This is a genomic window from Ruegeria sp. F5, assembly GCF_056533845.1.
The window spans coordinates 1-26,565 of record NZ_JBQFOU010000005.1; the positions used below are offsets into that span (position 1 = coordinate 1).

Annotated in this window: 25 protein-coding genes and 1 pseudogene; 8 read left to right on the plus strand and 18 right to left on the minus strand. The window is 53.0% G+C overall.

The genetic code is table 11. The annotated features are described in order from the left end of the window. Positions 1 to 179: 179 nt before the first annotated feature. The 8 genes from ACR0K1_RS08880 to ACR0K1_RS08915 form a co-directional block, all read right to left on the minus strand. On the minus strand, positions 180 to 1,115 hold the full coding sequence (locus ACR0K1_RS08880) for a sugar kinase (RefSeq protein WP_480617163.1): 936 nt from the start codon (positions 1,113 to 1,115) through the stop codon (positions 180 to 182). A gap of 5 nt (positions 1,116 to 1,120) precedes the next feature. Then, complete coding sequence (locus tag ACR0K1_RS08885) at positions 1,121 to 1,432, minus strand: cupin domain-containing protein (protein WP_480617164.1); 312 nt, start codon at positions 1,430 to 1,432, stop codon at positions 1,121 to 1,123. A gap of 17 nt (positions 1,433 to 1,449) precedes the next feature. Further along, positions 1,450 to 2,193 (minus strand): SDR family NAD(P)-dependent oxidoreductase, encoded by a 744-nt coding sequence (locus tag ACR0K1_RS08890; protein ID WP_480617165.1) that lies wholly within the window; start codon positions 2,191 to 2,193, stop codon positions 1,450 to 1,452. A 56-nt stretch (positions 2,194 to 2,249) separates the two neighbouring features. Further along, on the minus strand, positions 2,250 to 3,131 hold the full coding sequence (locus ACR0K1_RS08895; RefSeq protein WP_480850097.1) for an NAD(P)-dependent oxidoreductase: 882 nt from the start codon (positions 3,129 to 3,131) through the stop codon (positions 2,250 to 2,252). A 9-nt stretch (positions 3,132 to 3,140) separates the two neighbouring features. Beyond that, positions 3,141 to 3,575: a GlcG/HbpS family heme-binding protein gene (locus ACR0K1_RS08900; RefSeq protein ID WP_480850099.1), complete on the minus strand. Its 435-nt coding sequence runs from the start codon at positions 3,573 to 3,575 to the stop codon at positions 3,141 to 3,143. Positions 3,576 to 3,593: 18 nt separating this feature from the next. Further along, positions 3,594 to 4,880 carry a TRAP transporter large permease gene (locus tag ACR0K1_RS08905; protein WP_480850101.1) on the minus strand — a complete coding sequence of 429 codons (1,287 nt, stop codon included), beginning with the start codon at positions 4,878 to 4,880 and terminating at the stop codon, positions 3,594 to 3,596. Between the two features lie 2 nt (positions 4,881 to 4,882). Then, entirely contained in the window at positions 4,883 to 5,416 is a 534-nt protein-coding gene (locus tag ACR0K1_RS08910; protein WP_480850103.1) for a TRAP transporter small permease, read from the minus strand. A 78-nt stretch (positions 5,417 to 5,494) separates the two neighbouring features. Further along, the gene (locus ACR0K1_RS08915) at positions 5,495 to 6,466 is read right to left on the minus strand and encodes a TRAP transporter substrate-binding protein (protein WP_480850105.1); all 972 of its coding nucleotides are present in this window, start codon (positions 6,464 to 6,466) and stop codon (positions 5,495 to 5,497) included. A gap of 306 nt (positions 6,467 to 6,772) precedes the next feature. On the opposite strand from ACR0K1_RS08915, the gene ACR0K1_RS08920 reads away from it, so the two are divergent. Then, positions 6,773 to 7,456 (plus strand): GntR family transcriptional regulator, encoded by a 684-nt coding sequence (locus ACR0K1_RS08920; RefSeq protein ID WP_480850107.1) that lies wholly within the window; start codon positions 6,773 to 6,775, stop codon positions 7,454 to 7,456. Positions 7,457 to 7,676: 220 nt separating this feature from the next. On the opposite strand, the pseudogene ACR0K1_RS08925 reads toward ACR0K1_RS08920, so the two are convergent. The 3 genes and pseudogenes from ACR0K1_RS08925 to ACR0K1_RS08935 all read right to left on the minus strand — a co-directional run. Further along, positions 7,677 to 7,835: pseudogene (locus tag ACR0K1_RS08925) on the minus strand (IS6 family transposase); the annotation flags it as partial. A gap of 86 nt (positions 7,836 to 7,921) precedes the next feature. Next, the gene (locus ACR0K1_RS08930; protein ID WP_480850109.1) at positions 7,922 to 8,833 is read right to left on the minus strand and encodes a glutaminase; all 912 of its coding nucleotides are present in this window, start codon (positions 8,831 to 8,833) and stop codon (positions 7,922 to 7,924) included. Positions 8,834 to 8,892: 59 nt separating this feature from the next. After that, positions 8,893 to 9,831, minus strand: a complete 939-nt coding sequence (locus ACR0K1_RS08935; RefSeq protein ID WP_480850112.1) for a LysR family transcriptional regulator — start codon at positions 9,829 to 9,831, stop codon at positions 8,893 to 8,895. Positions 9,832 to 10,250: 419 nt separating this feature from the next. On the opposite strand from ACR0K1_RS08935, the gene ACR0K1_RS08940 reads away from it, so the two are divergent. The 5 genes from ACR0K1_RS08940 to ACR0K1_RS08960 all read left to right on the plus strand — a co-directional run bounded on the left by ACR0K1_RS08940 (position 10,251) and on the right by ACR0K1_RS08960 (position 15,797). Next, positions 10,251 to 11,873 carry a peptide ABC transporter substrate-binding protein gene (locus ACR0K1_RS08940; RefSeq protein WP_480617174.1) on the plus strand — a complete coding sequence of 541 codons (1,623 nt, stop codon included), beginning with the start codon at positions 10,251 to 10,253 and terminating at the stop codon, positions 11,871 to 11,873. Between the two features lie 89 nt (positions 11,874 to 11,962). Further along, a complete protein-coding gene (gene oppB / locus ACR0K1_RS08945) occupies positions 11,963 to 12,886 on the plus strand; it encodes an oligopeptide ABC transporter permease OppB (RefSeq protein WP_480617175.1) in 924 nt (307 codons plus the stop codon). Between the two features lie 11 nt (positions 12,887 to 12,897). Next, the gene (locus tag ACR0K1_RS08950; RefSeq protein ID WP_480850114.1) at positions 12,898 to 13,815 is read left to right on the plus strand and encodes an ABC transporter permease subunit; all 918 of its coding nucleotides are present in this window, start codon (positions 12,898 to 12,900) and stop codon (positions 13,813 to 13,815) included. Positions 13,816 to 13,824: 9 nt separating this feature from the next. Then, positions 13,825 to 14,793 carry an oligopeptide/dipeptide ABC transporter ATP-binding protein gene (locus ACR0K1_RS08955; protein WP_480850116.1) on the plus strand — a complete coding sequence of 323 codons (969 nt, stop codon included), beginning with the start codon at positions 13,825 to 13,827 and terminating at the stop codon, positions 14,791 to 14,793. Next, a complete protein-coding gene (locus ACR0K1_RS08960; RefSeq protein ID WP_480617178.1) occupies positions 14,790 to 15,797 on the plus strand; it encodes an ABC transporter ATP-binding protein in 1,008 nt (335 codons plus the stop codon). Before ACR0K1_RS08955 ends, ACR0K1_RS08960 begins: the two co-directional genes overlap by 4 nt. Before the next feature lie 1,019 nt (positions 15,798 to 16,816). Here the strand turns inward: ACR0K1_RS08960 and ACR0K1_RS08965 are convergent. Beyond that, a complete protein-coding gene (locus ACR0K1_RS08965) occupies positions 16,817 to 17,227 on the minus strand; it encodes an AAA family ATPase (protein ID WP_480850525.1) in 411 nt (136 codons plus the stop codon). A 90-nt stretch (positions 17,228 to 17,317) separates the two neighbouring features. Between ACR0K1_RS08965 and ACR0K1_RS08970 the strand changes: the two genes are divergently transcribed. Further along, positions 17,318 to 19,954: an AsmA family protein gene (locus tag ACR0K1_RS08970; RefSeq protein WP_480850118.1), complete on the plus strand. Its 2,637-nt coding sequence runs from the start codon at positions 17,318 to 17,320 to the stop codon at positions 19,952 to 19,954. 280 nt (positions 19,955 to 20,234) lie between these two features. After that, positions 20,235 to 21,314 carry a metallophosphoesterase family protein gene (locus ACR0K1_RS08975; protein ID WP_480850121.1) on the plus strand — a complete coding sequence of 360 codons (1,080 nt, stop codon included), beginning with the start codon at positions 20,235 to 20,237 and terminating at the stop codon, positions 21,312 to 21,314. A gap of 267 nt (positions 21,315 to 21,581) precedes the next feature. On the opposite strand, the gene ACR0K1_RS08980 is transcribed toward ACR0K1_RS08975, so the two are convergent. The 6 genes from ACR0K1_RS08980 to ACR0K1_RS09005 all read right to left on the minus strand — a co-directional run bounded on the left by ACR0K1_RS08980 (position 21,582) and on the right by ACR0K1_RS09005 (position 26,563). After that, entirely contained in the window at positions 21,582 to 22,187 is a 606-nt protein-coding gene (locus ACR0K1_RS08980; RefSeq protein WP_480850123.1) for a flavin reductase family protein, read from the minus strand. Between the two features lie 50 nt (positions 22,188 to 22,237). Then, entirely contained in the window at positions 22,238 to 22,873 is a 636-nt protein-coding gene (locus ACR0K1_RS08985; protein ID WP_480850125.1) for a YbhB/YbcL family Raf kinase inhibitor-like protein, read from the minus strand. Positions 22,874 to 22,928: 55 nt separating this feature from the next. Next, complete coding sequence (locus ACR0K1_RS08990; protein ID WP_480850127.1) at positions 22,929 to 23,462, minus strand: YbhB/YbcL family Raf kinase inhibitor-like protein; 534 nt, start codon at positions 23,460 to 23,462, stop codon at positions 22,929 to 22,931. 103 nt (positions 23,463 to 23,565) lie between these two features. Then, positions 23,566 to 24,414, minus strand: a complete 849-nt coding sequence (locus ACR0K1_RS08995) for a helix-turn-helix transcriptional regulator (RefSeq protein WP_480850129.1) — start codon at positions 24,412 to 24,414, stop codon at positions 23,566 to 23,568. A 22-nt stretch (positions 24,415 to 24,436) separates the two neighbouring features. Then, on the minus strand, positions 24,437 to 25,222 hold the full coding sequence (locus ACR0K1_RS09000; RefSeq protein ID WP_480850131.1) for a maleate cis-trans isomerase family protein: 786 nt from the start codon (positions 25,220 to 25,222) through the stop codon (positions 24,437 to 24,439). 24 nt (positions 25,223 to 25,246) lie between these two features. Then, entirely contained in the window at positions 25,247 to 26,563 is a 1,317-nt protein-coding gene (locus ACR0K1_RS09005) for a TRAP transporter large permease (RefSeq protein WP_480850133.1), read from the minus strand. Positions 26,564 to 26,565: the final 2 nt, after the last annotated feature.

Here is a 26,565-nt window from a genome sequence, read left to right on the forward strand (position 1 = left end):
AGATCATCGCGGAAACCAGGGCACACTCACATCTGCTCTTTACTTAAACGACCAATGGCAAGCCGCGTATTGTTGCCGTTTCAATGGGATTCAGTGAACGACCGCTTTCCGCCCTTATTGTTTCATTGATTAAGTTCTTTTTTCTTCGATGAGTGGTCGTGCAAACTGCTTGTTCCGCTTCACACACATCGAGATTTATCTCCTGAGGTTGTCATATGCACAGCATCGAAAGAAACCAGCGCTCCTTTGGCTTGGATTACGTGGCTGGCCAATTGGCAGCCCAGTAATATTCCTGCGCGGAAATCGCTTTTCTCCAAAACACTGAGCAAAACGCCAGCGTTGAAACTATCACCAGCGGCTGTTGTATCAATAGCGGAAGTTTCCGGCCTAACGGACACCTCCCCCCTAATGTCTCCATCTTGATAAATCACTGAATGCTCGCCGTTCTTTACAACGATCCGGTCCACACCAAGTTTTGCATATCGTTCAAGTGTTGCGGTCGGACAGTCGTCCTTAAACCACTCGCTTTCGTCGTCAAAAGACGGCATCACGATATCCGAGAACTCTGCAGCGCGCATGATTGCAAGTTTCATATCTTCGCCGTTCGGCCAAAGGGTGGGCCTGATATTTGTATCGAAGGCCACGGTTTTCCCTGCTTCACGCCCCCTTTGAAGTGCGCCAAGTAGATTTGCACGCGATTGCGTACCAAGAATCCCCAACGTAATTCCCGAGTAGTAGATCAAATCTGCTTCTTCGATTGCCCGGTCAAGCGCATCTGCGTCGTCCGCAAGCCGTTTTGCCGCAGATATGTTGCGCCAATAGGAAAAACTACGCTCACCATTGGCAAGGTGGATCATATAGAGACCCACGGTTCCACCGGAAATCTCTCGGATGTGAGAGGTGTCAATGCCCGTGCTGTCAATAAAGTCTCGCATTTCGCAAGATAGCGTGTCGTCACCAACTGCCGTGAAATAGGCGACCTCGGTATTCGGCGATAATTGTGCCAAATACCAAGCCGTGTTGAACGTATCGCCCGCATATCCAACCTTGAATTCCCCTGGATCGCCCAAGGGAGCAAGCTCCGCCATGCACTCACCGATTGCCAAAATACGCATGGGTTCTACAAAAAATCGTCACGCCGCGGAGTGAAGCTATCCACGAGCATTCCTGGTTCCAGGCAAACACATCCGTGGGTTTGATCTGAAGGAATGACAAAACTGTCTCCTGGCCCGAACTCTTGGTCACTTTCGCCCAAAGTGAACCGGAACCGGCCACTTTCGACATATGTTGACTGGACATGCGGATGGCTGTGCAACGCGCCTATCGCACCTGCTTTGCTGAACCGAAAGGCAACAACCATGAGATTAGGATGATCAGAGAGAACTTGCCGTGTGACATTCTCTCCTGTCGAGACAACTGGAAATTCAGGCAAGGTGTACCTCCGCTACACTATGAGAAAAGCATTCCACCATTCAGATCGACATTAGCTCCTGTAATGAAAGCACTGTCGTCGCAGGCTAGGAATAGGACAAGGTTTGCGACATCCTCAATTGTGCCCTGACGTTTCATTGGCGCAGCGGCTTCAAAGCCGCGACGTCCTGCGTCCGGTGTGTGGATGTTATGAAAATCAGTATCAATCATCCCAGGGCACAGCCCATTGACCCTGATATCCGGGCCCAGCTCTTTGGCCAAACCCCGCGTCAGCGTCATGATCGCGCCCTTTGAGGTCGCATAGGGAACTGAGCCGGGGCCACCGCCATCGCGAGCAGCTTGGCTTGCCAAGTTGACAATTGCACCGCTTTTCATATGAGCCAAACAGGCGTTCGTCATCATGAAGTTGCTGGTCAGATTCAAGTCCATCACATACTGCCAATGTTCAAGTGAGGACTCTGCGACTGTTTTACGGGCAACCAAACCGCCCGCATTATTGACCAAAACGTCGATACTGCCGAATTCCGCGAGAGATCGCGCCACCAATGCGTCAACGTCGCTTTTCTGCGTTAGGTCTCCTTGAAGCGCGAATGCGGTCCCGCCATCTGCTTTGATCTTGGCCACAACGTCCTCAGCGCCTGCGCTGCTGGCAAAATAATTTATTGCGACGTTTGCGCCCTCGGAGGCAAGCTTGAGACCGACTGCTGCACCGATATCGCGGCCGGCTCCAGTTACAATTGCCGATTTTCCAGCGAGTTTCATGCGCATCCCTCATCTTTGCTCAGCGTTGAAAGTTGTCGTGTGCCATTGTGGGCCGCCTAAGCTGCACCGCGTTTGACGAACATGTCGTAGATTTCGGGTACATTCCCTTCGCCCATCCCTGCATCAAGCGCCGTTTGAAGATTTGCGGAAGTGCCTTCAGCGATTTCGGAGCGGGTTCCAATGTCAGTGATCATCTGAACGAAGTAGGCGATGTCCTTGTTGGCATTGCTGATCGAAAACCCAAGATCACTTACACCATCGACGGCGTAATTCTTGCAAAATTGCATGAACGGGGAATTGGACGGGCCCGCAGACATGATCTCAAAAAGCTGCTGGCCATCGATGCCCGCTTGTTTTGCAACTGCAAATGCCTGGCTCATGGTACACGCTGTTGTCATACCCATGAAGTTATTGATCAGCTTGGTCGTATGTCCCGCGCCGAGCGCGCCAAGATGGAACACGTTCTCGCCCTGCACATCGAGCACAGGTTTGACTTTTTCAAACGTTTCGATATCGCCCGCTGCCATGATGTTCAGCAAACCGTCCTTGGCGTGCATAGGTGAACGCCCTAACGGCGCGTCGAGCATCCCGGCCCCTTTTGTCGCAAGGTCCGCTCCAATTTTCTTTGTTGACGCTGGAATGGACGTGCCGAAATCTATGACCACCGCGCCTTTTTGGATCCCGGCAAGAATACCATTCTTACCGTAAATCAGGCTTTCGACCACGTCAGATGTTGTCACGCAGAGCATGACGATATCACTGGCCGCGGCGAGTTCCTTAGGGGTGCTCACCTCGACCGCGCCGCGCGCTACGGTTTGGGCAACCGCCGCTTTGTTGCGGCCCATCACCACAAGATCAAAACCATTTTTTTGGAGGCATTCAACCATCTTGCTGCCCATTTGGCCTAGACCAATGAAACCGATTTTTGGATTCGACATATTCGCCTCCTAAGCGTTTGGGTTTTTCATTTTGGAAAAGTCATCGGCCCCAGCTTGGGCGACGTCATGATCTTGCGCAGGCGAGCCTGAGCTTACACCAATGCCACCGACGACATCAGAACCAGCAAGCACAGGAAGACCGCCGGCAACGGTCACCATACGTCCGCCTAAGGCCGAGGCGATGCCATGCGCTGGCATTCCCGGTTGACTGACTTCACCTAAGGCTTGCGTGCTCTTTTTGATGCCGCATGCGGTATAAGCCTTGTCGATCGCCAGATTGACGCTGGTAATCTTGGCGCCATCCATTCGCTCAAATGCGATAAGGATACCACTCTCGTCGGTAACAGCGATACACATGGGCACCCTGATATCTTCGGCTTTGAGCCTAGCAACCGCGATCAGCCGTCGCGCCTCTTCAATGTCCAATCGTTTGATATTCAGCATAGCGGCGTCCTTTGGGCTTTATGGGCCGATTAGGAGAGTCGGAAGTGTGAGCGAGATGGCAGGAACGAAGGTGATCAGCATCAGCGCTGCGAAGATCGCAAGGTAGAAAGGCCAGATCGTTCTAATGGCTTTTTCCATCGGCAACTGGCCAACCGCACAGCCTACAAACAGACAGGTCCCGACCGGAGGCGTGCAAAGCCCCAGACCAAGGTTCACCAGAAGGATCATGCCGAATTGCAGCGGATCGATCCCTAGCATATTCATCACCGGTAAGAAGATCGGCGTGCAAATGAGGATCAAGGCTGCCATATCCATAATCATGCCAAGCAGCAAAAGAACGGCATTGATCATCAGCAAAATCAGGATCGGGTTCTCGGTTATCGCCAAAAGGAACTCGACCGTTTTGGTTGGTACGCGGTTGTAGGTCAGCATGTAGGCGAAGGCCCCGGCGCAGGCGATCAGGATCATGACCATCGACGTTGTGCGCACGGATGAAATTACAGCAGTCTTGAAGGCATCCCATGACAGGCTGCGGTAGACGATCAGCGTGACAACAAAGGCATACATAGCTCCGAACGCGCCGGACTCTGTCACAGTAAAGATGCCTGATAGGACACCACCGACGATAATGACCGCAGTCAGCAGGCCGGGGATGGAGCCAACAAATGCGTATGCCAGCGCGGTCCATCCTGGAAACCGTTCAGCCTGATAGCCGCGCTTTACTGCGACCACATACGCAGCAATTGCCAAGCAACAGCACATCAGGATGCCGGGGATCACACCCGCCAAGAACAGCTTGGAAATTGATACCGCACCGCCCGTGGCAAGAGCAAAGATGATCATATTGTGACTGGGTGGAATGATGATCCCGGCGATGGAAGACGTCACCGTCACATTCACTGCATAGTCAGCATCGTATCCCTTGTCCTTCATAACGGGGATGAGAATTGAGCCCAGCGCGGAGATGTCCGCGATCGCCGAACCTGAGATCCCGCCAAAAAGCATGGAGGAAAACACGTTCACAATGCCAAGCCCGCCGCGCACGGCACCGACAGCAGCTTGCGCGAACCTTACCAATCTGACGGCTATGCCGCCATGGAACATCAGTTCGCCAGCGAAAATGAAAAACGGGATCGCCATAAGCGAAAAAACGTTGATTCCTGCGACTATTCGTTGAAAGCCGACGAACAAGGGCAAGCCTTCAAACCAAAACGCAGCCAAGGCAGAAATCCCGAGTGCGTAAGCGACTGGAGTGCCGATGATGACGGAAAGGGCAAAGACCCCGAGAAGAACTGCAAGTCCCATGATTAACCCTGATCTATACTGTCTTGGCGCGCATCCTCGCCCAGAAACAGGCGGATCAGATGACCGATGGAAAACAGAAGGACCAATGCTCCGCTAATGGTCATAGGCAGGGACCTCAGGCCCTCGGGCCATTGAATAAGTGGGATCAACGTGCCCCATTTGAATTCGGTCAATTCAAGCCCATACCAGAACATCATCGCGCCAAATCCGGCGAGCAGCATATCTGTGATGCAGACAAAGACTGTTCGTACTTTTGGTGGCACTATGCCCCGGAAAAGAACAACAGATAGATGGGTGTGGTTGTGCACTCCAGCTGCTGCGCCGAGGAAGGCAATGACCATGACAAGTAAAAGCGATACCTGTTCAACCCAGGTGGGGGTGTCATTGAGGACGTACCGGCCAAAGACCAGCCACGCGAAGATGGCGGTCATAGTCACGATGGCGACGCCGGCCAACAAGGTACAAAGGCTGGCGAGCAGGTCGAGGAAGAAATCCATCCTCCGCAGAAACTCTGATGTCTTGCCTGAAACTTGCATGCCGCCCCCTTTTGGGTTTTACGTGCCCGGCTTCTTTGAAGGAAACCGGACGCGCTTTTTAGTATTCGCTTTGGCAAATCACTCGGTGGCCTGGGCCATCTCGACCAACGCTTTCATATCAGGGTTCGCAGCGAGGTAGTCAGCATAGACTACGTCCATCGCGGACTGGAAGGGGCCCTTGTCTGCGATTTCGTTGACTGTGATGCCAGCCGCTTCAACGTCAGAACGCGCTTGCGCAGATCCAACGGCCCACAGTTCGCGCTGGTATAGAGCCGCTTCTTGAGCCGCACTGCGAACAGCTTCTTGCAGTTCAGGGCTAAGTGCGTTGAACTTGGCTGTATTCACACAGATGCACTCGGGGATGATCAGATGCTCAGATAGGGAATAGTGCGATGTGACTTCGTAATGGCCTACGTTTTTGAACGACGGGAAGTTGTTCTCCGCCCCATCAACGACGCCCGTCTTCAGCGCCTGTTGTACTTCCGAAAACGCCATGGGAGACGGATTTCCACCCATCGCCGAAATCATCGAAGTGTAGAGATCGTTGTTCATGACTCGGATCTTCAGGCCTTCCACATCGGCTGGAGAGTTGATCGGTTTCTGGCTGTAGAATGAACGTGCTCCTGCGTCAAAATATGCAAGTGGAAGGATACCCGCTTCACCCATCGCTTCGGCAACGACCTCGCCTGCGTCACCTTCCATCACACGGAACATGTGAGGAACACTTTTGAAAATGAACGGAAGCGATACAAGGTTTGCCTCTTTGACCATCGGACCAATCGGGCCAAGGTTGAAGTTACCAACTTCGATGGCTCCAATACGCACTTGCTCCAGCGCATCGGGCTGCGAGCCAAGAACGCCGCCGTGGAACACATCTACCGTGACTTCACCATCTGTGGCTGTGTCTACAAGCTCAGCAAACTTGTCCATCGCCGCCGTATTGGGGTGGCCGTCATTGTGAATGTTCCAAGCGCGCCAGCTTTCCGCCGATGCTGATGAGGCTATCAGTGCAACGGTTACTGCTGCAAAAAGCGATTTCGTAGAAGTCATGGGTCTCCTCCCGTTTTTTTTGGGCAGCAACAGGCCAATAACGTGTCGTCTGGAGGATGAAAGTCGCAAAACTTCCTGCTTCCTCCCAGAGCCGGAATCACTGCTGAACCAATAAGGACACTAGTATCCCAGTTATGTCAACAACTCGTTTGAAACATGTGACGGCCTTGACTCTGATGAACAGAGGCTCTTTGATGTCACCAGAAAAAAACGTACCTTCAAGTGAACGCCAAACTAGTTTTTATCGACATATAACAATTACTTAAATCAGTCGTAATCCGTGGCAGTAGAACTATGAATCAGAGGGTGAAAGAAAAAATCGTGGACGGAATTAGGACCCGAACAACCACAGATGTCGTCTACGATACTCTACACGATCAGATCGTTTCGCTCCAAATTCTTCCCGGTACAAAACTGTCCGAGACCGAAGTCGCACGCCGATTTGGCGTCTCCCGCCAACCTGTACGCAACGCCTTCACCAGGCTAGGCAATGAGGATTTGCTGCTCATTCGGCCACAAAAAGCGACCGAGGTGCGCGGGTTTTCAATGGATCGATTAGAGCTTGCTCGTTTGGTTCGTAGGGCTGTCGAACTTGAAGTTATTCATGGAGCGATCGAAACTTGGAACGCAGAGAAAGATGCGAAGCTTGGCGAAAACCTCGCCCTTCAGGAGAACGCCCTGGCCAAAGGGGATCTACCCGCCTTCCATGCGCTTGATTATGATTTTCACAAACTGATCTATGTTCTGGGCGGCAATCCACTAGCATTCGAAGTAATGCTAGAATGCAAGCAAAAAGTGGATCGTCTCTGCATGCTTGGCCTTGGGAAAGACCGCGAAGCGAATTCCATTTTGGAAGACCATTATGAAATCGCAAACGGGCTCGCTTCGCGGGATTTGTCAAAAGCGCAGACCGCAGTTAGAAAACACTTGTCCCGCCTCGATGACACCATTGCGTTTATTCACGAACGCCATCCGGAGTATTTTGAGTAATTTCTGAGACTTGTGCCGCTAACTTCATTTAATGTCTAGTCCCGACAAAGTGCTTATCTTGCCAGCCGGTTGTTCGTTAATCTTGTCGCTTCTTGGGGGTCAATACTGTCTTTGCCTCTTAAAATTGGGCCACTACTTTGGCCGAGAATGGGGAACAAGAGATGGCTCGGAAGCGATACTCGAACGAAGACATGCTGAAGCTGCTGCGTGAGATGTTCCACCAATAGCGGACGGTTTCATGGCTGACATCGATCCCGCGCTCGTGCAGCAGATCTTCGACATTCCGAAGCGAGAGCGGGAAACGGATGTACAGCATCACCGCAAGCCGGATGATCTCGGAACTGGTTTTAAAGTATTTGAATGAGGCAGGTCTGGTCATGGACAAAAGCTACGAAAGCCCCCTGCCCGCCTCAAGGCAAGTTCTTCTGACGAGACCCTGCACATTCCTACAAACAATGCAATATCTCAGAAAACTGACCATCCGGTCTCCTGACTCAAATAGGTGGCTGCCCGTGTGCCAGCATTTGAATTGCCGTAGAGATTCAGTCCTGGCGACCAAATACCGATGGAAGCGATTTTGGGTGCAATAATGAGGATTCCGCCGCCAACGCCGCTCTTTCCAGGCAAACCAACGCGAAAAGCGAAATCGCCAGAACCATCGTAGTGACCGCAGGTCATCATCAATGCGTTGACACGGCGCGCGTGATTTGGGGACATCACTCCTGGCGCACCATGTAAACCGGCAAGAACACGTCCGGCCCGCGCAAGCTGGACGGTTGTCATTTCAATTGCGCATTGATGGAAATACGTGCCGAGGACGAGATCTGGCGGGTTCAAGAGATTTCCATATGAAGCCAGATAATGAGCAAGCGCCTTGTTTCTGGCCCCTGTCGCTTGTTCGGACCTGGCCACGGCGCTGTTGATATGAATGTCATCATCATCGGTCATCGCGCGCAAGAGATTCAGGATTTCTGCCAATGCAAATTTTGGTTCCCTGCCAGACAATAGTGAGTCTGTAGTGACAATGGCCCCCGCATTCACAAACGGGTTTCTGGGATGACCTTTATCGCTTTCCAAAAGAACGATTGAGTCGAAAGCAGTACCTGAGGGTTCGCGGTCGACCCGTGCCCACAACTGGTCGCCGATCCGTCCCAAGGTCGCAATAAGTGCAAAGACTTTGGAGATGCTTTGTATCGAGAACCGTTGATTGGCCAGGCCCGCGGAATAGGTCATCGCGTCTGCCGTGCAGACACTGATGGCAAACTTGGCGGGGTCAATTTCGGCAAGATCCGGGATGTACTGCGCAGGCTGCCCCCAATCCGCTTCGTAGTAGATTCGATCTGATATGCTTGTCAGCAGCGCCTGTAAGTCGAGCATCAGCCAATCCTAATTTTAGCAGTGACGTTTGTTGTCCAGTACACCGAGGCCGGCCTAGCTTACAGCTTCTCTGCGCCGCCTACAAAGATCGGCAGATCGTGACGGGCTGCGAATTCAGATGTGGCTTTGCGAAATGCTCGTTTTAGGTCAACATACAAAGACACATTTGCGTTTTCCGTCGGCATCACAAATTCCATCTCAATGGTAACCCGCGGTTCAAACCTGCGCGCAACAATGCCATGCGGCGTAAATAGCGGCAGGGAAAACGGCTCTGCAATATTGACGTTTCGCTTGTTGGCAAGCAATGCATACCGCATAACCGATGACTGACACCAAATCCGCTTGGATATGCTGCCGGACACTTCGCCGATTAGCCGTGTCTCATCATCATTGGGCAGAAACATCGTTTCGCTTTCAAACCCCACATGGCTATGTCCGCTGAGATCTGTGTTTCTGATCACCTTTTGCGCGGCCAATTCATGATCCTTGTGCACAGCGAACACATAATCGGCAACCGCGAACGCCTCGGTGTGGATCCCTTCTATATGACCAACCTTATGGGTTACGGCAAAATCGAGCTTCCTTTCGTGGAATGCTTCCACAGTTTCCTTGGCATGCTGATCGTAGATGTCGACGAAAGCATTCGGATAGTCCCGGTGAAACGATTCCAGGACTGCCGGCATTACAGCGGCACCGATTGTTGGCAAGCAAGCGAGGCGAACCCTTTCTTCGATCCCCGCACGGATTTCAGCAGCAGCACGTTGTAACGACTCGGCACTATTGTACACACCCTCAGCAATCCTAAAAAATGCCATCCCCTGCGTTGTCGGCGTGACGCCACGGCCCACGCGGGTAAAAAGCTCGAACCCCACATTCCGGGAGAGTTCGGTTACAAGTCGACTTACGCCCGACTGCGTTAACCCCATATGTTCCGCAGCGGCCGCCAATGTCCCGGTTCGCACCACCAGCAGAAATGCCTGAATTTGCCTAAATGTCATTGTCCCACTTTCTTCGAGGAATGATCAAGCATGGCGTGGCCAACCGTTCGCTCTGGGTCTTTTGAGTTTAGGAAAGCGATTCCTGATCGAAATTGGCAGGGCGTCGATTAAGGTCAGAATACGACGCACCACATCGATTCACAAGTTGATGACGCGTTCCTGAGCGACAGCTGTCAAGAAACGATCCACACCATGCCATAGATCAAGCTATTGGAAAATATGTGATAATTTCCTATAGCTGACCATAGGTCAACCATCTTGATGATTCAGCAAGAATCGAAGCAGGAAATGTTTGCTACCAAAACAACCACGTTGAACCACAAGGCACAGCGACGCAAACAAAGAGACCCGCCAATCAACCGCTCGGGTGATCTTGCGCACCATATTTGCTGATGCCGTTGTCCAGACACGGAGCAAACATGACCTCGAAACGCGCACTCGCACTGTCCTCCGTTTTTAGCATCTCGTTGCTTGCAACGCCTTTGATAGCGGATGTCCATCCAGTTACAAATGAAGAGCTGGCAGAAGAACAAGTGTTCACTTACCGCGTCGGTGATGAATTTGCTTCGATTGATCCGCAACTGGCGGAAGATGTACAGGGTGGTGAATTCATTCGGGACCTTTTCGAAGGGCTTATGAACCAGGACGCCGATGGCAATTTGGTGCCGGGTGTCGCCACTCATTTTGAAGCGAATGCTGACAACACCGTCTACACCTTTCAATTGCGTGACAACGCAAAATGGTCGGACGGCAAACCTGTGACCGCCCACGATTTTGAGTATTCATGGAAGCGACTTGCCGATCCGAACACGGCCTCTCCCTATTCCTGGTTCGCTAAGGAAATGGGACTGAAGAATGTCAAAGCTGTTATGGCCGGAGACATGGATCCGTCCGATCTTGGTGTGAAAGCCCTGGATGACCACACTCTGGAAGTTCGGTTGGAAAACAGCATGGGGCACTTTCCCCTGATGACGACGAGCGAACCGACATTCCCGTCTCCGAAATGGGCGATTGATGCGCATGGTTCGGACTGGACCAAGCCCGGGAACATCGTATCAAACGGTGCCTATGTTCTGACCAAACATGTCCCCCAAGAAAAATCCGTGCGCGAACGCAATCCGCTTTATTGGAACGACGAGAACACGATTTTGGAGCGGGTAGAGGCTCTTGTCATCAGTGACGACAATGGTGCCCTGACGCGCTACCTAGCCGGTGAGTTGGATCGCACAGAGGTGCCCACCGGGCAATACAATGCCCTAAGCCAAAAACACCCAGACGACGCGGTCAGCTTTCCGCGTCTTTGTGCTTACTATTACTTCATCAACATGACTGAAAACACGCACCCCGCACTGCTGGACCCGCGTGTTCGCGAGGCGCTTTACCTCGCCATTGACCGAGAGGTAATTACCAACGCGATCCTGCAGGGTGGCGAATTTCCGGCCTATACGTTCACGCCCGAGGCGACTGCGAACTTCGTCAGCCCAGACACGCCGGCCCGTAGTATGACGCAAGCCGAAAGAGACGCGCGCGCGTCGGCTTTACTGGCCGAGGCTGGCTACACTGGTGAAGAGATTGAGCTGGATCTTCTTTACAATACCAGCGAGGCACACAAGAAGATTGCGATTATCGCGTCCCAGATGTGGAAGCAGAAGCTGGGTATCGATACCGTCCTACAAAACATGGAATGGAAGACCTTCCTCGAAGCGCGTTCGAACCAGCAGTTCGACATAGGCCGCGCCGGATGGTGCGGGCCGTATAACCTGGCATCGTCCTTCCTTGACTTGATGAGCAGCACTCATGCTTATAACGACGCGGGCTATGCCAATGCCGAGGTTGACGCGCTGCTGGAAAAAGCCAAGACCAGCCCCAATCCGTCTGCAAGTTTTACGCGTATCGAGGAAATCTTGGCCACCGACTTCCCGATCATTCCGATCTATCACTACGCAGGCGTTTACATGATGAACGACGATCTTCGGAACTGGCCCGTTGGGAATGTCGAGCAGAAATGGTACTCGCGCGAGCTCTATTTCGCAGCTGACTGACTGAGTGGCACCGGGCCGCACAACACGTCTCTGGTCCTGCACGTCATCCCGAATTCGCCCCAAACATTCCCTTTCCCCGGGAGGTCCCAATGACCGAGTTCATCATCAGACGCCTGCTATCCGCGATCCCTACGCTGCTGGTTTTGATCATCTTCTCCTTTCTGCTGATGCATTCAGCACCCGGCGGCCCGTTTTCTTCTGACCGACCCCTGCCCCCTGAGGTGTTGGCCAATATCGAAGCCAAATATCATCTGGACGATCCCCTGCCCTTACAAATTTGGAATTACGTCGTGGGCATCGTCACTCAGTTCGATTTCGGTCCCTCCTTTCAATACAAGGATCGGACGGTGAACGAGATCATTGCTCAGGGTTTTCCGGTGACACTGACTTATGGGTCGATCGCATTTGTGGTTGCCGTTGTGTTTGGGTGCGCCTTGGGCATCACGGCTGCGCTGAACCAGAACTCTTGGCTGGACTACTTTGCCGTGGGTATCTCTATCGGCGCACAGGTGCTACCAAACTTTGTCATGGCACCAATCCTGGTGCTGATCTTTACGCTATGGCTGGGATGGCTGCCCGGCGGCGGATGGAACGGTGGGCAATGGCCTTACCTGGTCATGCCGGTGATCGCATTGTCGACCAGTTTCATGGCGTCGATTGCGCGGATCATGCGGTCGTCGCTGTTGGAAGTGATGCACAGCAACTTTATCCGCACCGCGCGCGCTAAGGGCCTGCCGGCACGGGCAATCCTGTTTAGACACGCCTTGAAGCCGGCGATGCTGCCAGTGATTTCCTACCTCGGTCCGACCTTCGTGATCATGATCACCGGTTCTGTCGTGATCGACCTCTATTTCACTACCGGCGGTATCGGACAGGCCTTTGTGAACTCGGCCCTGAACCGGGATTATTCGGTGATGATGGGGATCACAATCCTGATCGGCTGCCTAACCATTCTGTTTAACCTGGTCGTAGACATCCTTTACGCCTGGATTGACCCAAAGATCAAACTATAGAAGGCCGCACTATGTCTGACACCGCTATTGTAGATCCAAACGGCCTTGTGGAAGCACCGACCAAAGGGCGTTCCCTCTGGCAGGATGCGCGCCGTCGGTTCCTGCAGAACCGGGCCGCCGTCATCAGCCTGTTCGTGCTTAGTTTTATATGCATTGTTGCCGTTCTTGGCCCGTTTATGGCCGCGTGGAGCAACGAAGAGGTGGATTGGAGCGTGTTGGGCGACATCGCGACGCTAGGCGCGCCGTCATTCGAAAACGGCCACTATTTCGGCGTCGATGAACTGGGCCGGGACCTCTTTGCGCGCGTTATTCAGGGAACGCAGGTTTCCCTCATGGTCGGGATCGTCGGCTCGTTGATCGCCGTCACATTCGGGACTCTTTACGGCGCGACCGCCGGATATGTTGGCGGACGCACCGACAACATCATGATGCGGCTTGTCGATATCCTGATGTCGATCCCGTACATGTTTGTGCTGATCCTATTGTTGGTCGTATTTGGCCGCTCGATGTGGTTGCTGTTCGTAGGCGTCGGTTTAATTTCCTGGCTGGAAATGTCACGGATTGTACGCGGCCAGACGTTGGCTTTGAAATCCAAGGAATATGTCGAGGCGGCGCTGGCCATCGGGGTCAAGCATCATGTGATTGTCATCCGGCACATCATCCCGAACCTGCTGGGTGTGATCGTGATCTACGCCACCCTGCTGGTGCCTCAGATGATCCTGACCGAGAGCTTCATCTCGTTCCTTGGCCTCGGCGTTCAGGAGCCCAACACAAGCTGGGGAGCGCTGATCTCCGAAGGTGCCTCGACCCTGCAATACGGCACCTACTGGCAGCTTTTCTTCCCGCTCGCTTTTTTTATTGTGACGCTCTTTTGCTTCTTCTTCATCGGTGACGGCCTGCGCGATGCGCTGGACCCCAAAGACAGGTAGGGACCAATCATGAGCTTGTTGGAAGTCAAAAATCTGTCCGTTGAATTCGACACGCCCGATGGACAAGTACGTGCCGTGCAGGACGTCAGCTTTACGCTCGGAGAACAGAAGACGCTGGCCATCGTCGGCGAAAGCGGATCAGGGAAGAGCCAGACAGCGTTTTCAATCATGGGGCTGATCGCGGGGAACGGGCGCGTGACCGGTTCGGTCAAATTCGACGGAACCGAGATCTTGAATGCGTCGGAAAAAGTGATGAACACCTACCGCGCTGCGCAGATTGCGATGATCTTCCAGGATCCAATGACCTCGCTGAACCCGTTCGTCCGAGTGTCCAAACAGATGGCTGAGGTACTGATGCTTCACAAAGGGCTCAGTAAAACAAATGCCATCAAAGACAGCACCAGAATGCTGGACGCGGTGAAAATCCCCGATCCGGCAAGACGTGTACACATGTACCCGCACGAGTTTTCCGGTGGTATGCGACAGAGGGTGATGATCGCGATGTCCCTGCTATGCCATCCCAGGCTGGTCATCGCCGACGAGCCGACAACTGCGCTGGACGTAACTGTTCAGGCGCAAATTATGGATCTGCTCAGCGACCTGCAAAGCGATTTCGGCATGAGTATCATGTTGATTACCCACGACCTTGGCGTTGTGAAGGGATCATGCGAGAACACGCTGGTTCTCTATGGTGGGCGCGTCATGGAAACCGGCCCGACGAGCGAACTCTTTGCCAGACCTACCCATCCCTATACCCGTGGATTGCTGCACGCGGTGCCTCGGTTGGAGTCAAATGACACCAAGTTGGCCACCATTCCCGGCAACCCGCCCAACATGCAACACCCGCCCAAAGGCTGCGCTTTTTCCCCGCGCTGCAGTAATACCATTGACCGCTGCATCGTTGAAAAGCCCCGACTGGAACGCTTCGCGAGGGATCGCAGCCGCACTTGTCATTTGTCCCCGGAGGAACTCGCATGACTAGCCCCGAAACACTGCTGACGGTCGATGATGTCAAAGTCTATTTCGAATACGGTCGTGCCGTCTTCGCAGCGAAACAAGAACAGCGGTACATCAAGGCAGTTGATGGGATCAGTTTCGACATCAAACGCGGTGAAACGCTGGGTATCGTGGGCGAAAGCGGTTGCGGTAAATCCACACTGGCCCGCGCTGTCATACGGATGGTACCTGCGCATTCCGGGCGGGTGTTGTGGATGGGGCAGGACCTGTTGGAATTGGATAGCAACGCCATGCGCGACCAGCGCAAGGACCTGCAGATGATCTTTCAGGATCCTCTAGCATCGCTGAATCCGCGCATGACTTTAGGTCAGATCATCGCCGAACCGTTAAGGACACATTTCCCCCAGATGCCCCGATCCGAGATCCGCTCGAAAGTGGCTGCCATGATGGCGCGGGTTGGCCTGTTGCCCAGCATGGTCAACCGCTATCCGCATGAGTTTTCCGGTGGCCAGTGTCAGCGGATCGGGATTGCGAGGGCACTGATACTGGAGCCCAAGCTGATCATTTGTGACGAGCCGGTTTCTGCGCTGGACGTCTCGATCCAGGCGCAGGTGATCAATTTGCTGATGGATCTGCAGAAAGAGATGAATCTCTCTCTGATGTTCATCGCCCATGACCTGAGCGTTGTAAAACATATCTCCACACGCGTAATGGTTCTGTATCTGGGTAATGTGGTGGAACTGGCCGACAGCGACGCCATATATCGGAACCCGTCGCACCCATATACCCGCGCTTTGATTGCTGCTGTGCCGGATTTGGACAAGACTGCTCCAGCGGACCGGGCGTCATTGATGGTCGACGGGGAACTGCCGTCACCGCTATCGCCTCCGTCTGGGTGCCCGTTTCGCACGAGATGTCCTGTAGCTCAAAAAATCTGCAGTGTTGAGAAGCCGAAGCTTGAAACATCCTCCGACGGTCACGGTGTCGCGTGTCATTTCCCTAAAGTTGCGCAGCAAGACAACTGAATTAGTCAATAAAAATCCCGCAAACCGGTTGAATTGGAACCATTCTGCTGTTCGTTTGAGAAACCTTTCTAACACCACGATTGGGCCGCAATGCGGATACTCCGAAGTGTGGGCTCTTCGCAGTCGTTAGATCGAACGCAGCTTGATTGCCGGACAGGGCGCACTCCTGCAGCAGGGACGGCCCAAAGCTGCCGTTGAAAAAAGGGTACGGTCGCTGCGGTGTGCTCGTCAGAGGAGACATTCGCTGCAGTAGCGAAGTTTGGCGGCTGGAAAGCGCGCACCCCACGCAACAAAGTGAGAGTTCGCCGCGGTTATCCAGCGAAATTCGACCAATACGTGTGTGGGTAGTTGAATTGAGACCACTCGTCTGGTAACTGGATGAACCGGAAACCCTGATACAGGAGAGATCAGATATGATGAATTGTCAGACCTCAATGCTTCGCGCGGTAGGCGCAGTAGCCCGTTAAAGCGGTCTGACAGGTTTCCGATCTGAAGGCCGCCTCGTGAGCGGCCTTTTTTGTGTTTTTCTCATGTGGCGGCTTTCCATCATTTCATGGAGAGAACAATGCCAAGCTTATCACTTTATAATCCAATCAACCGGTCGCGTGGCCTCTTACTGCGGCTAACGGCTATCTTCGCCCGGCGATCCAGCGCCGAACAGTCTGTTCTACGCAGAAAAGCCGAGCTTCCGGCTCACCTGAGGAAGGACGTCGGCCTTCCACCGGAGGTTGAACATCCGCCTCCTTCACACCATCGGTTCCCTTTTTAAGGAAACAATCAAGTAAGGGCAGCTTTCTGCCCTTGCTCTTAACAATCGCTCCGTGTCCGGAGCGAAGCCGACTTCGGAACAGACGCAGCACATACCCCTGCTCCGTTTCCCTCAAAATATCCCGTCCAAACCGGCAGTTCCTGCCATTCGTTTGATGCCATAGTGTAGCCTATTAAAGCAGACCTTGATCTGCCGTATGGCAATCCGCGTGGGTCGAAATTACAAATCGCGCACCAAGCAGTCATCCGAACTAAGTCGTTCCAATTTTATCCAGCACGAATTCAACCCGCTCGCTCACGGATACCCTTGGTAAAACCAAAACCTCGTAACCAAGGTCATTCAACGCACTTTCTATGCGATGATACTCCTCTACCGCAGCTTGAAAATCATGTTTGCGTACAGCGTCACTTTCGAAAATCTCTTTCCAAGGTGGAAACAAGACTACTGGCGCCGAGTGGACACGAGCATCGCCAAGAGTTTCACCAAGCGATGGTCCGCGCGAGTATTCTAATGCGACCGCCTCATCAATGAGACCTCTGTCAAAAAACACTGGACCGCATTGTAGTTGAGCCGCTTCTAAGTCAGACCGAGCGGTTTCGATAGCCCGCATTGCGAAGGCATTCATATTGATCCATGGCAGGGCTTTGCCACGCAGCTCAATTTAGTTTCCTCACGTGGTGCCGTTCGGTACCCTCTCTGAGCAGATGTTTTCAAGGATGTTGTCGATGTACGGCAAAGGTGGCGGGATTCTATGACGGCGACTCTACGCATAACAAGACGCGCTGCCTTGCTCGTCGTTCTATTTTTCGTGCTCCTTTGGTCTGCTTTGGCCTTGCCTGTATTTTCCGGGCTTCGAACTCCAATGTTGGAGAAGATACTTTCAGAACAAATCGGTCAGACGGTGTATATTGAAGGGGATGTCAGCATCATTCTGAGTGCAACAAGTCACGTTCGTGCAACAAAAGTCGTGGTGCCTAGCGAGACCATAGAGAACGTGAACCTGGCAGTCTTGGAGGTTCTGGAACTGGAATTAGACCTGCCAGCGTTGATTTCAGGCCAGATCAATATCGACAACCTGAAAATCGATGGCCTGAATGTTCAACTGCTGACCGACACAGACGGGGTGCAAAGCTGGGTGGCGGACAATCGGCCTGAGGTCAGTACTACAGCGTTAGGGATACAGAATGACACGGATGGTATTCTGGATTTCCTGAGCGATAAAACGGTGGCTTTCACGTCGGTCGCGCTGATCGTGGACAATGAGACAACTGGTTTCGAATTCGATTTCAAATTGGCAAACCTGCACTTGGATCAACTCGGCGATAATGCAGGTGCAACAGTCACAAGCAACGGAACCGTGAACGGGCAGAGCTTTCAGATCAAAGGTGACTATCCACGAGGCCAACCATTCACAACAAATGCGAATTTCGGTGCGATGACACTCGGTTTCAACGGAAGTCCCATCACCGCGCAAAACGGTGGTGGCTTCGAAGGCAAGCTGACGTTGGTTACTGGCGAAATTGGCGATCTACTCGAGCTTCTCCGACTCGACCGTGATGTTGAAGGTCAGGCAACTTTGGTGGCCGATGTAAAAAACCAAAACCCAAAACTGAAGGTCTCGGATTTCAGCACAGCATTAAACCTTTCGAACGGTCAATTGCTAACTGCGAAGGGTACTGTCGACGATCTGATCGGTTTTGAAGGGATCGATCTGGCAATTAACGGACGGTTCTATCCGCAGGGTGAACCACCTGAAACGGCTACAGACCTAAAAGATTTAAAGCTCACCAACATTTCGACCCATATCGTCGGCACGGAAAACGCGCTGGAATTTCAGGATCTGATCCTCACGACAAATGCGTTTGACAACGAGTTGAAGCAAATCGGTCCGGTGCGCTTTGGCCGCATGTTTCGTGCTGACAATGGTAACCTCATACTGGAAGACATCGCGTTGCAGGCAGGACCGCAGGATCAACCCTACTTTACTGCCAAAGGCGACATCAAAGACCTGTTGCGCCTGAAAGAGATCGACTTTAGCGGCACGATGTCGATCCCGTCATCGCTGTTTTTTCGAGACCCTAGTGCAAAGTCGCTTGGCGGTGTCAAAGGCAGCTTTTCTGTCGATGATCTTCAGGGGTTCCTCAGTCTCAACCAGTTCGATGCGCACACGGTTGATACCGAGATTTGGGAACTGAGATCCCAGGCTAAACTCGGGAACGTAAACGACTTTGAAAACCTGTCCTTCGATTTCAATCTGGACATCAAAGACAGCGCGCAATTCCTGGCCGCCATCGGCCAGAAATCGGTCAACACCAGACCGTTAACGGTCAGCGTGTCCTCGAACGGAAAACAAGAAGACTTCTCAAGTGAAATTGCGCTGACATCCGGCAAGTCGGTGCTGAATGCCAACCTGAAGACATCCACGGCTGGCGCGCGAGTAATGACACAAGGCAAGATTTCCAGCCAAAGCATCGCATTGCAGGACATCAAAAACGCTGTTGCCGTTGGTTCGCGCATCGCGACAAGCTTTCGCCAACCTGGCACCCGGGGCGCAGATCGGAACGTGTCGAAACGGAAGCCTGCCGACCTCATTGAAGCAGAAGATTTCCTGCTGGATCAGGATGTCGATGTGTCCATTGACATCAAGAAAATAGAGGGCGAACAGGCGATAACCAGCTTATCCAGCAACCTTAAAGCAAAGAACGGCCTTGCCCAGCTTGGGCCCGTCGAGGTTGCTTATGATGGCGGTCATTTCTCTGCCACTGCAAAAATGAATATGGTGAAGAGCCCGCAGTTACTTTCACTTCTAGGCACCATAAAGGACTGGAATCTGGCAACCCTGTTCAAAGAGTTCGATACCAAATATTCTGCTGTCGGGCGGCTGCATGGAAGTTTTGAACTCTCCGGAAACAGGCGCTCGGCAGATGCCTATATTAACTCGATGAAAGGCTCGGCATTCATCGTGATGTCAAATGGCGGAATTTCAACCAGTCTTCTCGAACTGTCCGGTCTTGGCATTTTTCCATGGTTGATTTCCGAAGAGTTAAGAAAAGGGTATAGCAAGATCACTTGCCTGGCCGTGCCGATCAAAATCGATGCTGGCGACGTTTCATTCAGTTCGTTTGTTGCGGAGACCCAAAAGGTACAGCTTGTTGCCCATGGCGATCTGGATTGGATAAAAAACACGATTTCAATTCAGGCTGAGGCCCGAAAACTCGGCAGGCCTTTATCTCGGAGCGCCTGGCCATTCGAAGTCGTAGGGACGCTGACGCATCCAAAAATCAAACTTCTTCATCACAACATTTTCCAGAAGCGCGCAGATGGAGCCACAAAGTTACCCGAACACCGAAAATCCTGCGTTCCGGATATTAATCAGCTGAGACAATAGGAGCCATCTCAGATATTCTGAAGTGAGTTCCTATTGTTCCGCTTAAGTCAGCCGGATTTGATATTCACTGGACTTACTTCGCCTCACACCTAAGCTTGCAGTATATTCCGAAAGAGGGCCCGGCATTTTGACGAGAACCGCTTCACTCGCTTTTGCGGCATGGGTTTGGCTGTGTTTCACGGTTTTGTCTTCCAAGGCAGACGTGCTGCATCATTGGGTCCATCTCGGACCGGATAATCAGATCATTGTAAGAGCAATCACTGCATCGCCTGACTGCCCCTTGTTGCAAATCGATGATCAGACTGTTGCGATGAAAAAGCGAGCGATGCCACAGGGCCGGTTTCCCCATCTGGTTTGCGACTACCACGCGCCAATACTGGCTCAAAAAATAATGCTCGAAGGAAACCCGCTGCCTACGCTCAATCCAAGCGTGCAACGGATTGCCGTTATCGGGGATACCGGGTGCCGAATTCGCGGCAGCAGAGTACAAAATTGCAATGATCCAGCCACCTGGCCGTTGAATTCCATCCTCGAGGAGATCGCGTCCAGATCGCCAGATTTGGTTATCCATGTTGGTGACTACGTGTATCAGGCGTCGGAATGCCCGGACGCAGAAAAATGCGGTGGATCTCCGTTTGGTGACACCTTCAAATACTGGTCGGCAGACTGGCTGGACCCGGCGAACAGTCTGTTCAGGCGCGTCCCAATTCTTCTCCTGAGGGGCAATCACGAGAACTGCGGACGCGGCGACAAAGGGTGGTTTCGGTATTTCGAAGCCGGGCCCGTTCCCTCGAATTGTCCCGCTGTAACCTTGCCGCGGATCGCTTCTGTCGATGGTCTTGATCTGATTTCGTTCGACTCCTCCGCCGGACCGGCACCGCATAGCAGCCCCGAGTTGACAAACGTTTACCGAGGAATGGCCCAAGACCTGTTTGAAAGTACCAGCGTCGACGCTTGGTTTCTCACGCACCGTCCACTTTGGGTAAACATGCACGCGTTCGGAGAGCTGATTGATGGTGACGACACACAGCGTGAGGCGTTCAGCCCGATCATTCCGGAAACAGTCAAACTTGTTTTGTCAGGCCACATTCACGCCTTTCAGGCGATCGATTTACTGGACGGTCCAGTCCAGTGGATAAGCGGCAATGGAGGAACGCAGCTTGATCCCATGCCCACCGATCTTGCTACCAACGTTGAAGTTGCTGGCAGCCTTGCAAGTATAGTAGTCAGCAACAGCGATTTCGGCTTCTTAATGTTGACCCGGGAGTCGAATGTTAGCTGGTCGATGGATGCAATAGATGCAAAGGGGAAAACTCGAAATCAATGCCGTCTTATCGGGCGCTCGCTTTCTTGCGAGTGACGCAAACCTGAGTGTGGTTTGAAAGGTTTCGTAGCCGTCACTCTCGGCCCATAGCAGACCTTGGGCACCCTCCCCGTATGCTGCGGTCGCAATCTACATAGCTGCCGTTCGCTGCAGTGCGGCAAAGCCATTGATCAATATTGGCTTTCTAAGCGCAACAATGGCGCTTATGGCCGACTTAAGGCAATTTGCCACCCTGGGAGTTTTTGTCTCTGTCTGACTGACATAGCCAGAGAAAAACTCAATTCCTCTGCCCTTTGAAGAGATTTACCCGCTTGGCCGTTTGAGGCTGAACAGCTCTGTGACACGCGCATAGTCCTGGTAGCCCAAACGTGCCAAGGGTTGGAATTTGGTAACATCAAAGATGCCATTGATCAGATATTTCTCGTTGAGGTGAATGCCTGTGACTTCACCAAAGGCTACGATATTGGAGCTGCCAGGCAGGTCGACGACCTTGGTCAGTTTACACTCCATACTCGCAGGGGCGTGGGCCACACGTGAGCAAGGGATCGTTTCGCATTCAGTGCGTTCGAGCCCGGCGAGTTCAAATTCATCGATATCGCGGCTCGCCGACAAAGAGGTCTTGTTCATCGCGTCGCGCATTTCGTGCCCAACTACGTTGACACAGAATACCCCTGTATCGATCACGTTGCCGATAGAGTCTTTACCGCGTTGGCGATCCTCTTTGCTGGACGTTGATGCAAACATGACCTGCGGAGGGGAGTAAGAGACACCGTTGAAAAACGAATACGGTGCGAGGTTCTCCGATCCATCTGCGCCGCGGGTGGAAACCCAGCCAATCGGTCTTGGTGTGATGAGCGCGTTGAAGGGATTGTGCGGCAGACTGTGGCCGTTTTGCGGTTCGTAAAACATGGGTCGACCCTTGGGGAGCGGAAGCCTCGCCTGTAAGAGGCTCCCGGTGATTAGATTGCTAAGGCAACTACGTCGGGGTTCATGCTGTAGGTGCCGATATGGGAGACATTTGTCAGGACATGACCTTTCATGGCCGCCAGCGCGTCTGCCCCGGTAAAGGATCCGTGTAGATCCAGCTGGTCGATGTCCAATGCATAGACAGTAAAGTGGTAGTGATGGATGATGCTGTCGTTCCAAGGTGGGCACGGGCCGTCATAACCGCCGTAATTCCCCCCCATTTCACCATCGCCAGCAAACCAGTCTGTGTAGCTGTTGATCCCCGTTTTGCCGTAGGAACGCTGGCCGGCGGTTTTGCCCTTGGCCGTAACCCCAAGACTGTCGGCACCTTCTGGAATCTCGGACACGTTTGCAGGGATGTTCACCACGACCCAGTGATAGAAATCCACTCGTGGCAGCTCGGCTGGAACCGTCCTACCCTCTTGATTCACATCGTCTCCAGATGATGGAACATCTGGGTCATGGCAAATGATAGCGAAGGACTTTGTGCCTTCAGGTGCGTCGCTCCACGCGATCGAAGGGTTCACGTTATTCGACAATGCGAAGCGACCTTTGGTCGGAATTCGTCCAAAGGCGAACTTAGCGGGTATCGGTGAGCCATTGGCAAAGCTGTTGATTGTAATTTTCATGGGTGTTCTCCGTGAGGAAACGTCACGCCCCGGTGCCAACCCGGGGCGCAAGTGGTTAACGATTGTAGACGGCTGTGATGGTGGAAGAGGCAAGGCTGTTGGCGTTCACCATGAACCCGGCCAGTGCATTACTGACGGAATCGTCCAACTCCAGAGTGGTGCCGAGCGCATGAACCGTGAAGTTGTAGCGGTGCACCTCACCCGGCGGTGGGCATGCGCCGCCGAAGCCTTCCGCGCCATAGTCGTTGGTCAGTTCCACTACACCTGTCGGGACCGCCGCGCCGCTGGGCAGTTCACTTACATCTGCCGGGATGTTGAAAGCGAACCAGTGCCACCAGCCAGAGCCGGTTGGCGCATCTGGGTCGTAGACAGTGACCGCGAAACTTTCAGTACCCTCAGGTGCGCCGGTCCAGGCCAGTGTCGGCGCAATGTTGCCGCCTGCACAGCCAAAGCCCTGGAAAACCTGGGCCGCGTCAAGCTGGCTGCCTTCGGCAATATGGGGGCTGGAGAGTTGGAAGGTGTCCGCCACAACAGGGGACGTCAGACCACTTGCGACCAACAGGGGCGCAAGAAGAGATGTGCGTAGCATTGTTCAGTTCCTTTCCTGAACTTTTGTGTTGTCGATGGAAGTAAATTAGACACCACACACAGGTGCCGCCTCCGGCAGCCACGCAACTAATGTCGAAATTCGATCAACCTTTCGCGGAACGGATGTCTTTTGGCCTAATCCCGAACCTTTTGTGGAATGCGTCTGAAAAATGAGATGGCGTTTTAAAACCGCAATCCATTGCGATTGCGGAGATTTGGCTGTCTGTGGTTTGCAGCAAACTCAACCCTCGTTCCAATCGCGTGTGCAATAGAATCTTTGCAAACCCCTGACCTGTTTTTGACAGCCATCGTCGCATGGTAGCTTCGCTCATCGCGAAATGGTCAGCGACGTCCCCGGCCATCCAAGGATGGCTGAGGTCCGTTTCGATCAAGCGGCGGACTTGACTGATTGGATCGTCTTCAACTTGCGTTGGCAGATTGAATCCCTGTGCGCGAAGCCAGAGTAAAGGCTCTAATAGTCGATGCTTTTTTATCATTTCCGGAAGCGAGGCGTTGTTCAGCGTATCTGTGATCAAGCTAAGGATATCAGATGGGTTGTGCTCTGAAGCTCTAACAATTTGGACGCCCCTTTCAGCCTGCGTTTTGGGCACATCAGAGAAAACGCCATCCACCAAATCGTGAGAAAAGCAGACTCCCAAAGCGCGGTAGGTTTCATTCATGACCGGCCGGTTTTCCATGGTGACCATAGCGCCCGGTGGAAAGATCATCAAATCCCCTTCTTCGCCAAGCATTTCGCCTTGGGTCGGGTGCAGAACGTATTTGCTGCCGCGTTGAATAAAGAACAGGAAAGTCAGCCGAAAATAGAGTTCCGTAAACGTTGCTGTCGTCGCTTGAGAGATCGGATAGATGGATACCTGATGCGACATTTCGAAAGCTTCGGTAATCGGTTCAAGGTTCAAGATTTGGTCTCGCTTGGAAATACGCTGCCCCACGAGAGAGCAGCGCAGAGAGTAATCAGGCCACTTCTTGCAAGGACGCTGTCATGCCGTTTGACAACAAGGCACCACCGCCCGGTGCAACTTCAGTCAAATCCAAGCGACGCAATATTTGGCGCGTCGTTGCAACGGCGGCTGACAGAGTTGGGAGGCCGGACGCACGTTCAATCATTTCGATGGATGGGAGCGACGGCATTTGGACACAGGCAGATGCAACAATGGCATCGACACCGCGCGTATCAAGCTTACGCCATAGCTCGGTAGGAGCTGTTGGGTCTTGTGATGCGACTTTGAGGTTGTCCGGTATTTCCAGTGCAAGGAAGTCCTGCACTTCGATACCCTCGTTCTCGATATAATCCACGACCATTTTCGTGAGCGGCTTCATGTACGGGCAAATTATCGAGACCTTTTTGATCCCAAGATCCTTCATTCCATCGATGAGCGCGCCCGCAGAGTTCAGGACAGGAGTTGGGCATCCATTGTCGACCGTCGCTTGATTGAGATTGACTTCAGATTTTCGGTGATAGCCCAACCCCATGGACATAATCGCAACCAGACACGCATAGGCCTGCACTTCGACTGCCGCGTCGGACAACTCGACCGCGCAACGCTGGCTGTCGGCGTCCATAGCTTCAAGCTCTTCCTTCACCACACTTTTCATCCGCATTCGGGACGAATGAAATGCAAAACGATCGGGCAGAATCGTCTCCCGCGCTTTCAAAAGCGCCGGAATTTCTGTTTCCATGGTGACGTTAGAACTGGGAACAATCAGGCCAACACGGCGGTACTTTGTAGCAAAAGACATGGTCTTTCCTTTCAGGGGATAGGGTTAGAGCGCGGGGCCCATGACGGCTTCGGGCAACCAAGTTGCGATGCCGGGAAAAACGCAGAGCAAAATGATGGCAATCAACATGCAGGCAACGAATGGAAGGGAGCCGGTCAGGATCGTCTTCAACGAAATATCCGGGGCGATACCGTTGATGACATATAGATTCAGGCCAACGGGTGGAGAGATCAGACCGATTTCCATGTTGATCGTCAGGATCACAGCAAACCAGATCGGATCAAAGCCGGCGGTTGTAATGATCGGCAACAAAATCGGAGCTGCCATCAGGATCACTGCGACCGGAGGAAGAAAGAAGCCCGCAATGATCAGAAAGATGTTCACAGCGATCATCAAGACCCAAGGGTTCACATCCAGCGTCCCGATCCAGGTCGCAATGCTTTGCGTGATGAAAAGGCTCGACAGCATGTAAGAGAACACGCCAGCCGCTGCGATGATGAAGAGGATCATCACGCTTTCCTTGGTGCTGTCCTGCAGGATCATCCAGATTTTGCGGATATCCCAAAGTTTGTAGATGACGATGGCCACGACAAGGCACAGGATCGCACCGACTGCTGCCGTTTCCGACGGCGTGGCAACGCCGCCGTACATCGTGTAAAGCACACCGATGATGATTGCGATAAACGGCAGAACACGCGGCAGAACTTCGAATTTTTGCCCCCAGGAATAGCTGCGCGCGGTCAGCAGCGCGGCATCGCCGGATCGCCAGGTCGCGTAGAGCGACCAAACCATGAAGAGCCCCACCAAAAGCAGGCCAGGAAAGACGCCTGCCAGAAACAGACGGCCAATCGAGGTCTCCGTCGCGATCCCGTAGACGATCATTGTAACCGACGGTGGGATTAAGATACCGAGCGTACCACCTGCCGCGATAGAACCCGTCGCGATCCCTTCCGGGTAGCCGCGTTTGCGCATTTCTGGAATGCCCATCTTACCAATCGCGGCGCAGGTTGCGGGGCTCGAACCAGACATTGCAGCGAACAATGCGCAGGCGCCCAGGTTCGAGACCACCAACCCGCCGGGGACGCGCGTGAGCCATCTTTCGAGTGCTTCATACAGGTCCGCTCCTGCTCGCGTTGATGCAATCGATGCCCCCATGATGATGAACATCGGGATCGAGAGAAGCGCAAAGCTGTCGAGCTTTCCAAAGAAAATCTCTGGCATCAGTTCCAACGACCGAATGCCGTCAAAGACCAACAAGAAACCAGCAGAGACGATCATCAAGCCTACGGCAACAGACACGCCAGAGAAAAGAACGAGGATAGTGCAAACGCCAACAAGGGCGCCAAGGATGAGGGGGTCCATCG

What these genes read in the sequence shown, in the direction of transcription:
- ACR0K1_RS08880 (WP_480617163.1), bottom strand. Translation starts at nt 1,115, where the DNA reads ATGCGTATTTTGGCAATCGGTGAGTGCATGGCGGAGCTTGCTCCCTTG.
- ACR0K1_RS08890 (WP_480617165.1), bottom strand. Translation starts at nt 2,193, where the DNA reads ATGAAACTCGCTGGAAAATCGGCAATTGTAACTGGAGCCGGCCGCGAT.
- ACR0K1_RS08895 (WP_480850097.1), bottom strand. Translation starts at nt 3,131, where the DNA reads ATGTCGAATCCAAAAATCGGTTTCATTGGTCTAGGCCAAATGGGCAGC.
- ACR0K1_RS08900 (WP_480850099.1), bottom strand. Translation starts at nt 3,575, where the DNA reads ATGCTGAATATCAAACGATTGGACATTGAAGAGGCGCGACGGCTGATC.
- ACR0K1_RS08905 (WP_480850101.1), bottom strand. Translation starts at nt 4,880, where the DNA reads ATGGGACTTGCAGTTCTTCTCGGGGTCTTTGCCCTTTCCGTCATCATC.
- ACR0K1_RS08910 (WP_480850103.1), bottom strand. Translation starts at nt 5,416, where the DNA reads ATGCAAGTTTCAGGCAAGACATCAGAGTTTCTGCGGAGGATGGATTTC.
- ACR0K1_RS08915 (WP_480850105.1), bottom strand. Translation starts at nt 6,466, where the DNA reads ATGACTTCTACGAAATCGCTTTTTGCAGCAGTAACCGTTGCACTGATA.
- ACR0K1_RS08930 (WP_480850109.1), bottom strand. Translation starts at nt 8,833, where the DNA reads ATGCTCGACTTACAGGCGCTGCTGACAAGCATATCAGATCGAATCTAC.
- ACR0K1_RS08935 (WP_480850112.1), bottom strand. Translation starts at nt 9,831, where the DNA reads ATGACATTTAGGCAAATTCAGGCATTTCTGCTGGTGGTGCGAACCGGG.
- ACR0K1_RS08940 (WP_480617174.1), top strand. Translation starts at nt 10,251, where the DNA reads ATGACCTCGAAACGCGCACTCGCACTGTCCTCCGTTTTTAGCATCTCG.
- oppB (WP_480617175.1), top strand. Translation starts at nt 11,963, where the DNA reads ATGACCGAGTTCATCATCAGACGCCTGCTATCCGCGATCCCTACGCTG.
- ACR0K1_RS08950 (WP_480850114.1), top strand. Translation starts at nt 12,898, where the DNA reads ATGTCTGACACCGCTATTGTAGATCCAAACGGCCTTGTGGAAGCACCG.
- ACR0K1_RS08955 (WP_480850116.1), top strand. Translation starts at nt 13,825, where the DNA reads ATGAGCTTGTTGGAAGTCAAAAATCTGTCCGTTGAATTCGACACGCCC.
- ACR0K1_RS08960 (WP_480617178.1), top strand. Translation starts at nt 14,790, where the DNA reads ATGACTAGCCCCGAAACACTGCTGACGGTCGATGATGTCAAAGTCTAT.
- ACR0K1_RS08970 (WP_480850118.1), top strand. Translation starts at nt 17,318, where the DNA reads ATGACGGCGACTCTACGCATAACAAGACGCGCTGCCTTGCTCGTCGTT.
- ACR0K1_RS08980 (WP_480850123.1), bottom strand. Translation starts at nt 22,187, where the DNA reads ATGTTTTACGAACCGCAAAACGGCCACAGTCTGCCGCACAATCCCTTC.
- ACR0K1_RS08985 (WP_480850125.1), bottom strand. Translation starts at nt 22,873, where the DNA reads ATGAAAATTACAATCAACAGCTTTGCCAATGGCTCACCGATACCCGCT.
- ACR0K1_RS08990 (WP_480850127.1), bottom strand. Translation starts at nt 23,462, where the DNA reads ATGCTACGCACATCTCTTCTTGCGCCCCTGTTGGTCGCAAGTGGTCTG.
- ACR0K1_RS09000 (WP_480850131.1), bottom strand. Translation starts at nt 25,222, where the DNA reads ATGTCTTTTGCTACAAAGTACCGCCGTGTTGGCCTGATTGTTCCCAGT.
- ACR0K1_RS09005 (WP_480850133.1), bottom strand. Translation starts at nt 26,563, where the DNA reads ATGGACCCCCTCATCCTTGGCGCCCTTGTTGGCGTTTGCACTATCCTC.